Annotated in this window: 12 protein-coding genes; 6 read left to right on the top strand and 6 right to left on the bottom strand. The window is 67.3% G+C overall.

All coding sequences use genetic code 11. The annotated features are described in order from the left end of the window. Positions 1-35 precede the first annotated feature (35 nt). Together ACYJSS_RS05760 and metG are read right to left on the bottom strand one after the other, a co-directional pair. The gene (locus ACYJSS_RS05760) at positions 36-836 is read right to left on the bottom strand and encodes a DUF4349 domain-containing protein (protein WP_256604791.1); all 801 of its coding nucleotides are present in this window, start codon (positions 834-836) and stop codon (positions 36-38) included. A gap of 100 nt (positions 837-936) precedes the next feature. Next, a complete protein-coding gene (gene metG, locus ACYJSS_RS05765; protein WP_111261106.1) occupies positions 937-2,973 on the bottom strand; it encodes a methionine--tRNA ligase in 2,037 nt (678 codons plus the stop codon). Positions 2,974-3,103: 130 nt separating this feature from the next. On the opposite strand from metG, the gene apbC reads away from it, so the two are divergent. After that, a complete protein-coding gene (apbC, locus tag ACYJSS_RS05770; protein ID WP_111261099.1) occupies positions 3,104-4,195 on the top strand; it encodes an iron-sulfur cluster carrier protein ApbC in 1,092 nt (363 codons plus the stop codon). Positions 4,196-4,215: 20 nt separating this feature from the next. Here apbC and ACYJSS_RS05775 read toward each other — a convergent pair whose 3' ends face one another. Then, positions 4,216-4,968, bottom strand: a complete 753-nt coding sequence (locus ACYJSS_RS05775) for a glycine-rich domain-containing protein (protein ID WP_236204628.1) — start codon at positions 4,966-4,968, stop codon at positions 4,216-4,218. Positions 4,969-5,142: 174 nt separating this feature from the next. On the opposite strand from ACYJSS_RS05775, the gene dcd reads away from it, so the two are divergent. The 3 genes from dcd (at position 5,143) to ACYJSS_RS05790 (ending at position 6,662) form a co-directional block, all read left to right on the top strand. After that, entirely contained in the window at positions 5,143-5,709 is a 567-nt protein-coding gene (gene dcd / locus ACYJSS_RS05780; protein WP_016491514.1) for a dCTP deaminase, read from the top strand. A 76-nt stretch (positions 5,710-5,785) separates the two neighbouring features. Further along, a complete protein-coding gene (locus tag ACYJSS_RS05785) occupies positions 5,786-6,334 on the top strand; it encodes a hypothetical protein (protein ID WP_236204627.1) in 549 nt (182 codons plus the stop codon). 124 nt (positions 6,335-6,458) lie between these two features. Next, positions 6,459-6,662, top strand: coding sequence for a hypothetical protein (locus ACYJSS_RS05790; RefSeq protein ID WP_021219189.1), 204 nt, complete (start codon positions 6,459-6,461; stop codon positions 6,660-6,662). A 4-nt stretch (positions 6,663-6,666) separates the two neighbouring features. Here the strand turns inward: ACYJSS_RS05790 and nadE are convergent, their stop codons facing one another. Genes nadE through ACYJSS_RS05805 form a run of 3 tightly spaced genes read right to left on the bottom strand, consistent with a single transcriptional unit; the run spans position 6,667 to position 9,407 of the window. After that, positions 6,667-7,494, bottom strand: a complete 828-nt coding sequence (gene nadE / locus ACYJSS_RS05795; protein WP_111262334.1) for an ammonia-dependent NAD(+) synthetase — start codon at positions 7,492-7,494, stop codon at positions 6,667-6,669. 15 nt (positions 7,495-7,509) lie between these two features. Continuing rightward, positions 7,510-8,715: a nicotinate phosphoribosyltransferase gene (pncB, locus tag ACYJSS_RS05800; RefSeq protein WP_021219191.1), complete on the bottom strand. Its 1,206-nt coding sequence runs from the start codon at positions 8,713-8,715 to the stop codon at positions 7,510-7,512. 2 nt (positions 8,716-8,717) lie between these two features. Then, positions 8,718-9,407 (bottom strand): nicotinamidase, encoded by a 690-nt coding sequence (locus tag ACYJSS_RS05805; RefSeq protein ID WP_371921703.1) that lies wholly within the window; start codon positions 9,405-9,407, stop codon positions 8,718-8,720. A 47-nt stretch (positions 9,408-9,454) separates the two neighbouring features. On the opposite strand from ACYJSS_RS05805, the gene ACYJSS_RS05810 reads away from it, so the two are divergent. Beyond that, positions 9,455-10,060 carry an adenylyltransferase/cytidyltransferase family protein gene (locus ACYJSS_RS05810; RefSeq protein WP_236204626.1) on the top strand — a complete coding sequence of 202 codons (606 nt, stop codon included), beginning with the start codon at positions 9,455-9,457 and terminating at the stop codon, positions 10,058-10,060. Then, complete coding sequence (locus ACYJSS_RS05815; protein WP_236204625.1) at positions 10,057-10,737, top strand: NUDIX domain-containing protein; 681 nt, start codon at positions 10,057-10,059, stop codon at positions 10,735-10,737. The genes ACYJSS_RS05810 and ACYJSS_RS05815 overlap by 4 nt, the downstream gene beginning before the upstream one ends. The last annotated feature ends 103 nt before the right edge of the window (positions 10,738-10,840 follow it).

Consider the following 10,840-nt stretch of genomic DNA (forward strand, 5'->3'; position numbering starts at 1 on the left):
GCCGCACGGTCGCGGCCCTTGTCAGCAAGGCTAGCTCAGGGCTGGGCGGCGGCCTTGCCGCGACGCGTGGATTTGCGCCACAGCCAGCGCACCAGCAGCGCCAGGGGGAAGAGGATGATCACGAAGGGGATGCCGTAGCCGAGCATCTCCAGGGCCTGGGCGGTGCCTTCGGTGGCGTTGTCCAGCAGGCCGGCGGCGGCATCGCCGATGCGCGACAGGCGGCTCGGGCGCTGCTGGTCGGTGGTGAAGTCCAGGGTCAGCAGGTTGGTGGCGATGCGCCGCTGCTGCTGGGCGGCTTCCTGGTTGGTGGCGGCCAGCTGCACCTCCAGCTCGGCCATTTCCCGGGCCAGGGCCAGCAGGTCGGCGACGGCCAGGTCCTTGCGCCCCTGGAACTCCTCGAGAGTTTTGTACTGGCGCTCCAGGCGCTCGCGGGTGCGGGCGTTGTCGCCCACGGCCTGGGCCAGGTCCTCGGCGCGGGTGTTGCGGCTTTCCAGTTCGCCCCCTTCGGCGGCCAGGGCGACCATCTTCTCCACGCCCTCGGGCACGATGCGCAGCACCAGCTGGCCGGCACGGTAGCCGCCCTGGCTCTGCTCGATGGCCAGCAGGTCGCAGGTGCCGAAACGCCCGTCATTGCAGGCTTCCCGGGCGGCGGCCAGGCGCGGGGCGACGTTTTCGGCGGCGAGGTGGATCGACACCTGGTGCTCGTAGGCGAGGAAGGCGCCGGGTTTGGAGGCTTCGCCCTGGAAGGCGGCACCGCCGCCCGACTCGCGCTCTGACGGGGAGCAGCCGGCCAGGGCGGTGAGGGCCAGCAGCAGGGACAGGGTCCAGTGCTTGATCATGTGCGTTCCTTGCGTGGTGTCGCGTGGTTTATCGGTTCCTGAAACGACGAAGCGCCTGGCCGGTGACCGGGCAGGCGCTTCGCGGTGGCCGTCGCGCTTATTTCACGCGCTGGCCGGGCTTGGCGCCGCTGTCGGGGCTGAGCAGGTAGATCTCCTCGCCACCAGGGCCGGCGGCCAGGACCATGCCTTCGGAGACGCCGAACTTCATCTTGCGCGCGGCCAGGTTGGCCACGTACAGGGTGAGGCGGCCTTCCAGCTTGCTCGGGTCCGGGTAGGCGCTCTTGATGCCGGAGAACACGTTGCGTTTCTGGTCGCCGATATCCAGCGACAGGCGCAGCAGCTTGTCGGCGCCTTCGACGAACTCGGCCTTCTCGATCAGCGCGATGCGCAGGTCGACGGCGGCGAAGGCGTCGAAGCCGATCTCGGCGGCCAGCGGGTCCTTGGTCAGCTCGCCATTGCCGGCGGGGGCCGGTGCGGCGGCGGCCAGGTCTTCCTTGGACGCGGCGACCATGGCTTCGATCTTCGCCGGCTCGATGCGGGTCATCAGCGGGGTGAAGGCGTTCAGCTGGTGGTCGGCCAGCAGCGTCTCGTGGTCGGCCCAGCTCAGCGGGGCGACGTTGAGGAACTGTTCGGCGGCGGCGGAGAGGTTCGGCAGCACCGGCTTGAGGAAGATCACCAGCTGGCGGAACAGGTTGACGCCCGCGGCGCAGACGGCCTGGACCTCGTCCTGCTTGCCTTCCTGCTTGGCCAGGGCCCAGGGCGCCTTGTCGGCGATCCAGGCGTTGGCACGGTCGGCCAGGGCCATGATCTCGCGCATGGCGCGGGCGAAGTCACGGTTCTCGAAGGCCTCGGCGATGCTCGGCGCAGCGGCCTTGAACTCGGCGAACAGCTCCGGCGCGGCGTTGGCGGCCACCAGGCGGCCGGCGTTGCCCTTGTGGATGAAACCGGCGCAGCGGCTGGCGATGTTGACCACCTTGCCCACCAGGTCGGAGTTCACCTTCTGCACGAAGTCCTCGAGGTTCAGGTCGAGGTCGTCCACGCCGCGGCCCAGCTTGGCCGCGTAGTAGTAGCGCAGGTATTCCGGGCTCAGGTGGTCGAGGTAGGTGCGCGCCTTGATGAACGTGCCGCGGGACTTGGACATCTTCTGCCCGTTCACCGTCAGGTAGCCGTGCACGTTGAGCGCGGTCGGCTTGCGGTAGCCGGCGCCTTCGAGCATGGCGGGCCAGAACAGGGCGTGGAAGTTGACGATGTCCTTGCCGATGAAGTGGTACAGCTCGGCGCTGGAGTCCTTGCCCCAGAAGGCGTCGAAGTCCAGCTCCGGGCGGCGTGCGCAGAGGTTCTGGAAGCTGGCCATGTAGCCGATGGGCGCATCCAGCCAGACGTAGAAGTACTTGCCCGGGGCATCGGGGATCTCGAAGCCGAAGTAGGGCGCGTCACGGCTGATGTCCCACTCCTGCAGGCCGGCATCCAGCCATTCGGCGATCTTGTTGGCCACCGACTCCTGCAGGGCGCCGCTGCGGGTCCACTGCTTCAGCATGGCGTCGAAGTCCGGCAGCTTGAAGAAGTAGTGCAGCGATTCCTTGAGCACCGGGGTGGCGCCGGAGATGGCCGACTTGGGGTTCTTCAGCTCGGTGGGCGAATAGGTGGCACCGCACACTTCGCAGTTGTCGCCGTACTGGTCCTCGGCCGCGCATTTCGGGCAGGTGCCCTTGATGAAACGGTCGGCCAGGAACATCTGCTTGTCCGGGTCGAAGTACTGGGTCACCGGGCGGGTGGCGATGTGGCCGGCGTCGCGCAGCTTGGTGTAGATGCTGCTGGACAGCACGCGGTTCTCGTCCGAGTGGGTCGAATGGTAGTTGTCGAACTCCACCAGGAAGTCGGCGAAATCGGTGGTGTGCTCGGCGCGCACGTTGTCGATCAGCTGCTCGGAGGTGATGCCCTCCTTCTCGGCGCGCAGCATGATGGCCGAACCGTGGGCGTCGTCGGCGCAGACGTAGATGGCCTGGTTGCCGCGCATCTTCTGGAAGCGCACCCAGATGTCGGTCTGGATGTACTCGACCATATGCCCGAGGTGGATGGAACCGTTGGCATAGGGGAGGGCGCTGGTGACGAGGATCTTGCGGGCTTCGGTCATGGTGATCGGCTGCACTGGGAACACGGGAAAGTCGGTAACTATATAGGCGCGGCGGGGCATTTTCATCTGTTGCATGGGCTTTGGGTTAAGATGCCCGCCTGTTTCAGTCGGTCTTTTCCCGGAGTCTTCCATGCCTGTCACCCGCGCCGTGGTGGAAGCCACGCTTCGCCAATTCACCGATCCCCACCTTGGCCAGGACCCGGTCAGCGCCGGCTGCCTGCGCGAGGTCGACATCCAGGGCGGCAAGGTCCACGTACGCCTGGAATTGGGCTATGCCGCCGGCCTGTTCAAGAGCGGCTGGGCGCAGATGCTGCAGATGGCCCTGGAGAACCAGGACGGCATCGACTCGGCCAAGGTCGAGGTCGACTGCGTGATCGAGCCGCACAAGGCCCAGGCCCAGGTGCCGGCCCTGGCCAACGTCAAGAACGTGATAGCCGTCGCCTCGGGCAAGGGCGGTGTGGGCAAGTCCACCACCGCCGCCAACCTGGCCCTGGCGCTGGCCCGCGAAGGCGCCCGCGTGGGCATCCTCGACGCCGATATCTACGGCCCGAGCCAGGGCATCATGTTCGGCATCGCCGAGGGCACCCGCCCCGAGGTGCGCGACCAGAAGTTCTTCGTGCCGATCAAGTCCCATGGCGTGGAGGTCATGTCCATGGCCTTCCTCACCGACGACAACACCCCGGTGGTGTGGCGCGGCCCGATGGTCTCCGGTGCGCTGATCCAGCTGATCACCCAGACCGCCTGGGACGACCTCGACTACCTGGTGGTGGACATGCCCCCGGGCACCGGCGACATCCAGCTGACCCTGGCGCAGAAGGTGCCGGTGGCCGGCAGCGTGATCGTCACCACCCCGCAGGACCTGGCCCTGCTGGACGCCAGGAAGGGCGTGGAGATGTTCCGCAAGGTCAACATCCCGGTGCTGGGCGTGGTGGAGAACATGGCCGTGCACATCTGCTCCAACTGCGGCCATGCCGAGCACCTGTTCGGCGAAGGCGGCGGCGAGAAGCTGGCGGCCCAGTACGGCGTCGACCTGCTGGCCTCCCTGCCGCTGTCCATGGCCATCCGCATGCAGTCCGATGGCGGCAAGCCGACCACCGTCGCCGACCCGGAAAGCCAGATCGCCATGATCTACCAGGAAATGGCGCGCTGCGTCGGCGCGCGCATCGCGCAGTCCGGCATGGGCGCCGGTGCCATGCCGACCATCACCATCAGCGACGACTGATGTCGCACGGCGGTGGGGGCTCAATCGCCCCCGCCGCCGCCACACCCTCCGCCACATCCCCCTCCGCTGTCCCCGCCGCCGTCCGAACCGCCCCCATCGCTCGATGAATCGCCGCCCTGATGGCTGCCGCTCGTGCCGCTGCCATCGCCGAAGTCGCTGGAGCCGTAGCCCGAGTCGGCGCCGACGAAGTCCCCGCCGCAGTAGATGACGCCGCTGCCCGCGTCGCCGCCGTCGTTGCGCCGCACGCCCTTGCAATCGGCCACATAGAGGAAGCCGCCGACGATGCCCAGGCGGCTGTCCAGGTCGAACAGCAGCGGTACCCGGCCGGGCTTGCGCGGGTCGATGCGCTCCTGCTCACAGGCGTACCACCAGCAGCGGCGCAGGCCGGCGTCGGCCTGGCGGGCGTTGCCCGAAAGGGTGCGCGCCGGGCGGTGGTGCAGGAAGCGGCCGAAGGCCTTCTGGCAGAAGCGCTTGTATTGGCGGGTGTCGAGGATGAAGGCGTGCCACAGGTCGTCCACCACCTGGGAGGGCATGGAGACGTAGCCGAAGCCGCTCTTCAGGTAGCAGAGGAAGTACTGGCGCAGGCCGGCGCTCACCAGCATGCAGTCTTCCAGGCTCAGTTGCGGGTGGCGCTTGCGCAGTTCGTCGAACAGCCAGGGCGCCGGGCGGAACTCGCGGATGAAGCGTTCCCGGCCGATTGCGCGGCGGCGTTTGAAGAACGAGAAGGAAAAGACGGCGAAGAACAGGCCGGGAATGATCAGCCAGGGGGTCATGGTGGGTCCTTTCTCCACAAGGGCGGGCCAACAGTGGCGCACTCGACGGCGCCGCCACAAGCCCCGCTCGGCGGCACTGGGCGGCAGGGCACGCTACCGGTCGCTGCCCTTTGCCCGAAAGGCCCGCGCCCGGTAAGATTCGCGATCATTTTTCACCTTCACAGGACCCCCGCCATGAGCATCAAATCGGACAAGTGGATTCGCCGCATGGCCCAGGAACACGGGATGATCGAGCCCTTCGTCGAGCGCCAGGTGCGCGGCGCGGACGACAGCCGGGTGATTTCCTACGGGGTGTCCAGCTACGGCTACGACGTGCGTTGCGCGGCCGAGTTCAAGGTCTTCACCAACATCCATTCCGCCGTGGTCGACCCGAAGAACTTCGATGAGAAGAGCTTCGTCGACATCAACAGCGACGTCTGCATCATCCCGCCGAACTCCTTCGCCCTGGCCCGCACCGTCGAGTACTTCCGCATCCCGCGTGACGTGTTGACCATCTGCCTGGGCAAGAGCACCTACGCGCGCTGCGGCATCATCGTCAACGTCACCCCGCTGGAACCGGAGTGGGAAGGTCACGTGACCCTGGAGTTCTCCAACACCACCAACCTGCCGGCGAAGATCTACGCCCACGAAGGCGTGGCGCAGATGCTCTTCCTGCAGTCGGACGAAGCCTGCGAAGTCTCCTACCGCGACCGCGGCGGCAAGTACCAGGGCCAGACCGGCGTCACCCTGCCCAAGGCCTGAGCCACCTGCGTTGCGACCAAAGCCGGGCCCATGCCCGGCTTTTTCATGGCTCTATCCAGTCAAAGGAACCTGACGAATGAACCTGCTCAAATCCCTCCTGCTCACCCTCGGCCTGGGCGTTTTCTCGTCGTTGCAGGCTGCGGAGCTTTCCGTGCTCAGCGGTACCGGGGCATTCGGCCTGCCCGCCAGCGCCACCCGCGCGCAGTTCGTCGAGCGCCTGGGCACGCCCACGGCCGAGCTGCCCATGTACGGCAAGCGGCGCGGGCTGCTGTATGGCAATTCGATGATGCTGGTGTTCCTTGGCGACCGCCTGCGCGAAGTGCGCTGCTGGGAGCTGAGCGGCTACAACGACAGCCTGTTCCTCGGCTGGATGCAGGGCGTGGGCGAGCGCGGCGCGGATTGGCGCTTCAGCCTGGACGGCCAGTTGCACCTGGGCCAGCGCCGCGAGCAGGTCGGCCCCTGGTTGCAAGGGCTGGAAGGCACCGGCGACGAGCGTTCGGACCTGGTGGTCAAGAACGGCAGCGAGGTCTGGCTGGGCTATGGCTTCGAGCCGGAGTACCGCCAGGGCGACGAGGAGCAGCCGGTGCTGGTCTCCATCACCGTGCACTTCAACGACCCGCGTTGAGAGCGCCTCGGGAAGAGCCCCGGGCTGAAGCCCGGGCTACGAGGCGGAGGCGCAAATAGGCGGAATTCTTCAGCGATCACGGGGCTCTACTGCTTGAAGCCACTGTGAACGCCGGAGGAACGCCATGCGCTCCCAGATCATCCTCGAAGCCCTGACGCCCAGTGCCAGTGCGCTGGTGGACGCCATCCTCGCCCATAGCGACCCGTCGCTGGTGCTGCAACAGGTGCCGGGGCCGGGCGACCCGGAGGAGCCGGGTGAACCCACTCAGCCCCACGAACCGGGCGAACCGACCCTTCCCGACCCGCCGCCGCCCGCTCCGGTGGTGTAGCGCCTCAGGGCACCAGCGGCAGGTCGCGCTTGTGCTGGGTGGCGTCGTAGGTGCGCACGATGATGTCGTAGGCCTCCTGGCGTACGGCCTCGCCGTGCAGGAAGGCGTCGATCTCGGCGTAGCTGACGCCATGGGCTTCCTCGTCCGGCTTGCCGGGGCGCAGCTCTTCGAGGTCGGCGGTCGGCACCTTCTGCACCAGGTTGTCCGGCGCACCCAGGTAGCGGGCGATGGCGCGCACCTGGTTCTTGACCAGGCCGGAGAGCGGTGCCAGGTCGCAGGCGCCGTCGCCGAACTTGGTGAAGAAGCCCATCACCGCCTCGGCGGCGTGGTCGGTGCCGATCACCAGGCCGTTGTTGGCGTTGGCGATGGCGAACTGCGCGACCATGCGGATACGCGCCTTGACGTTGCCGACCACGAAGTCACGGCGGGCGTCGCTCAGCGCCTGCAGGTGGGTGACCTGCTCGCCGAGGCCGATCACGCTGGCGGCGATGTTCACCGTGTCCTCGACATCGGCGCGGATGAATTTCAGTGATTCCTGGGCGTCATGCTCATCGTGCTGGGTGTTGTGCGGCAGGCGCACGGCGATGAAGCGGTAATCCGGGTCGCCGGTCTCTGCGCGCAGTTCCTCCACCGTCAGCTGGGCCAGGCGGCCGGCGGTCAGCGAATCCACGCCACCGCTGATGCCCAGCACCAGCACCTTGAGCCGCGCATTGCGCAGGCAGGTCTTGATGAAGGCCTTGCGCCGCTCGATCTCTGCCTGCAGGGCGGCGTCGTCGGCGAAGGGGGGCACCACATCCAGGGCGGCGGCTATCTCTTTCTGGCGATTGCTCATGATGGTTCCTCGGCGCTAGCGCGCATCTGATACGCGAAATACGTGTTTCAGGTAGGCGACGAAGTTCTCGTCGCGGCACTGGGTCTTGCCCGGGGTATCGGAGATCTTCGCCACCGGCTGGCCGTTGCAGGCGGTCATCTTGATCACGATGTTCATGGGCACGACACCGGGAATGTCGCAGGTCAGGTTGGTCCCGATACCGAAGCTGACGTGGATACGACCGTGCAGGGCGCGATACAGCTCCAGCGCCTTGGGCAGGTCGAGGCCGTCGGAGAATACGAGGGTCTTGGTCTGCGGGTCTATACCGAGCCTTTCATAGTGGCGGATGCACTTCTCGGCCCATTCCAGCGGGTCGCCGGAGTCGTGGCGCAGGCCGTCGAAGAGCTTGGCGAAGTACAGGTCGAAGTCCTTGAGGAAGGCATCGGTGGTGATGCAGTCGGTCAGGGCGATGCCCAGCAGGCCCCGGTACTCGCGGACCCAGCAGTCCAGCGCGGCGATCTGGCTGTCGATCAGGCGCGGGCCCAGTTGCTGGTGGGACATCAGCCATTCGTGGGCCATGGTGCCGATGGGCTTGATGTCGAACTCGCGGGCCAGGTGCACGTTGCTGGTGCCGACGAAGCGCCCGGGGAAGTCGCGCTTGAGGATGTGCACCATCTCTTCCTGCACCCGGTAGGAGAAGCGCCGGCGGGTGCCGAAATCGGCGATCTGGAAGCCCGCCAGCTCGCTGGCGCTGGCTTCGCCCTTGAGCCAGTCGAGCTTCTGGTACAGGCGCTCGCTGGCCTGTTCGAGGATCACCTCGCGATAGCGGTAGCGGTTGCGCACCTCGCTGACGATGGCCAGCAGCGGGATCTCGAAGAGGATCACGTGCAGCCAGGGGCCGCGCAGGCGGATGCACAGCTGGTCGTCCTCGATGCCGGCCTGGACGTAGCGCATGTTGAAGCGGAACAGGCTGAGGAAGCGGGTGAAGTCCGGCTTGATGAAGGGGATGCGCTCCAGGAAGGCCAGCTGGTCGGCGGTGATGGAGATCTCCGACAGGCGCTCGATCTGGTAGCGGATCTCCGCCAGGTAGGGCTTCAGGTCCTCGGCGTTGCGGCAGCGGAATTCCCACTCCACCTCGGCGTTGGGGTAGTTGTGCAGCACCGCCTGCATCATGGTCAGCTTGTAGAAATCGGTGTCCAGCAGGTTCTGCACGATGCGGTCGGAAAACACGCTCTCGGCCATGATCAGCTCTCCTTCTCGATGCTGTTCAGCAAGGCGTCCAGTTCGGCCTCGCTGGCGCACAGCGTGATGCCCAGTTCGTTCATCTGCAGCCGCGCGGCTTCGGCCGTGGCTTCGGCGATTGCCCGGCACGCTGGGAGGTAGACGATAACCGCAAAGCCGGCGCGGCGCAGTTGCAGCGCGGTGGTCTTCACGCAGTAGTCCAGGGCCAGGCCGCCCACCAATACGTGGCTGACGGCGTTCTGCCGGAGGAATTCGATCACCCCGGTGCTGCGGCGTTCCGCCAGGTCGTGGTAGCAGGCGCCGTAGGGGTGCAGGTCGGGCTCCACGCCCTTCCACACGAAGTAGTCGTAGTCCAGCGGCTGGGGCAGCTCGTCGAGCAGCTCGAAGCCGGCGGTGCCCGGTACGCAGTGGCTGACCCAGGTGATGTCGGCGTTGGCCAGGGGCAGCGGTGCGAGCATCTGGTCGTGGCTGGGCACGACCCAGGCGGCCTGCGGGCTGTGGGCGTCCTTGCTGCCGATGCGCAGTTCGGCGCGACGGGCCAGCAGGTTCAGGTGCGCTGCGATCTCGTCGCCGCCCGGCACCGGGAGTTCGGCGGGGCAGAGGGGGGTGAAGCCTTTCTGGGCGTCGACATCGAAGCTGGCGATTTTCATGGCTGCGTTCCTCGTTCGGTTGCGGCTGGCTACATATTCCATCTCGTGTAATATGTCGTCAAGCACTCTTTGATCGCAGGAGGACAGCGATGAGAAACAGTCGGCAGGATTTTCCCGATCCCAGCCTGCGGGCCTACCCGGCGGGCAGCGCGTCTCCGGCCCCGGTGCGCTTCCGCCTGGCGGTGTACGGCGGTGCCTTCGATCCGCCCCACCCGGGCCATGAAAGCGTGGTGCGCCGGGTACTGGAGTGCGCCGAGCAGGTGCTGCTGGTGCCGAGCCACCGCCACGCCCACGGCAAGCGCATGGTGGATTTCGCCCTGCGCTGCGCCTGGCTGGAGCGCCTGGCGACACGCATCGACCCCGCGCGGGTGCGTTGCGACGCCATCGAGGCGCGGCTGGCCCCGGGCGCGACGGCGGTGTACAGCTACGACCTGTTGCAGGCATTGGCGGGTGAGTACGGTGTAGCGCCGGGGGACATCGCCCTGGTCATAGGCGAAGACAACCTGCCCCAGGTGGCGGGCTTCCATCGCGGGGCGGAACTGCGCGAGCGCTTCGGCCTGCTGGTGGCGGACGAGACGCTGCTGCTGCACAGTTCGGCCATCCGCCTGCACCTGCGCGAGGGCCTGGCGCTGCCGCCGGCCTGGTGCCTGCCGGAAGTGCAGGGTGAACTGGATATCTATAGGGAGCTGCAATGAGTTCTGCACAGGTACTGGCCAGCGTCGACATCGTCGCGCTGCGCCTGAACGAGGCCCAGGGGCTGGAGCTGCTGCTGATCCGCCGGGCCCAGGCGCCCTTCGAGGGCGAGTGGGCGCTGCCGGGCGTGCTGGTCAACGGCCGCTGCGACGACGCCGACCTGGACGCCGCCGCCACCCGGGCCCTGGCGGAGAAGGCACGGGTGCGCCCGCAGCACCTGGAACAGGTGGCCACCGTGGGCAATGCCCGGCGCGACCCGCGCGGCTGGTCGCTGTCGACCTTCTACCTCGCGCTGCTGGAGCCCGACACGCAACTGAGTGACGCCGACCTGCGCTTCCTGCCGCTGGACGAGGCCTGCGGGTTGCCCTTCGACCATGACCAACTGGTGCGCCAGGCCCGCGAGCGGCTGGCCGGCAAGTCGGTCTACACCTCCCTGCCGTTGCACCTGCTGCCCCGGCGCTTCACCGTGACCGAGGCCCTGGGCGCCTTCCAGGCCTGCCTCGGCCAGGCGGTGCAGCACACCACCCTGCGCGGGCGCCTGGAGAAGATGAAGGGGCAGGGCTGGGTGCTGGATACCGGCGAGCACAACCACCCGAAGATGGGCCGCCCGCAAAAGGTCCTGGAGCACTGCCCGGCGGAAGGCGGCGTGTTCACCTTCGACCGCAGCGTGTTGTCCTGACGGCACGGCGACGGCGAATTGCGGGCAAAAAAATAGGCGCCAACGTGGGCGCCAGGGAGCAATGAACAATGCATAGGTTCTGAGTGCTCCCTGGCGCGTAAGT

The organism is Pseudomonas sp. No.21, from assembly GCF_054558415.1.

Excerpts from the sequence above, each read along its gene's own strand:
- metG (WP_111261106.1), bottom strand. The coding sequence starts at position 2,973 with ATGACCGAAGCCCGCAAGATCCTCGTCACCAGCGCCCTCCCCTATGCC.
- apbC (WP_111261099.1), top strand. The coding sequence starts at position 3,104 with ATGCCTGTCACCCGCGCCGTGGTGGAAGCCACGCTTCGCCAATTCACC.
- ACYJSS_RS05775 (WP_236204628.1), bottom strand. The coding sequence starts at position 4,968 with ATGACCCCCTGGCTGATCATTCCCGGCCTGTTCTTCGCCGTCTTTTCC.
- dcd (WP_016491514.1), top strand. The coding sequence starts at position 5,143 with ATGAGCATCAAATCGGACAAGTGGATTCGCCGCATGGCCCAGGAACAC.
- ACYJSS_RS05785 (WP_236204627.1), top strand. The coding sequence starts at position 5,786 with ATGAACCTGCTCAAATCCCTCCTGCTCACCCTCGGCCTGGGCGTTTTC.
- ACYJSS_RS05790 (WP_021219189.1), top strand. The coding sequence starts at position 6,459 with ATGCGCTCCCAGATCATCCTCGAAGCCCTGACGCCCAGTGCCAGTGCG.
- nadE (WP_111262334.1), bottom strand. The coding sequence starts at position 7,494 with ATGAGCAATCGCCAGAAAGAGATAGCCGCCGCCCTGGATGTGGTGCCC.
- pncB (WP_021219191.1), bottom strand. The coding sequence starts at position 8,715 with ATGGCCGAGAGCGTGTTTTCCGACCGCATCGTGCAGAACCTGCTGGAC.
- ACYJSS_RS05805 (WP_371921703.1), bottom strand. The coding sequence starts at position 9,407 with ATGGAATATGTAGCCAGCCGCAACCGAACGAGGAACGCAGCCATGAAA.
- ACYJSS_RS05810 (WP_236204626.1), top strand. The coding sequence starts at position 9,455 with ATGAGAAACAGTCGGCAGGATTTTCCCGATCCCAGCCTGCGGGCCTAC.
- ACYJSS_RS05815 (WP_236204625.1), top strand. The coding sequence starts at position 10,057 with ATGAGTTCTGCACAGGTACTGGCCAGCGTCGACATCGTCGCGCTGCGC.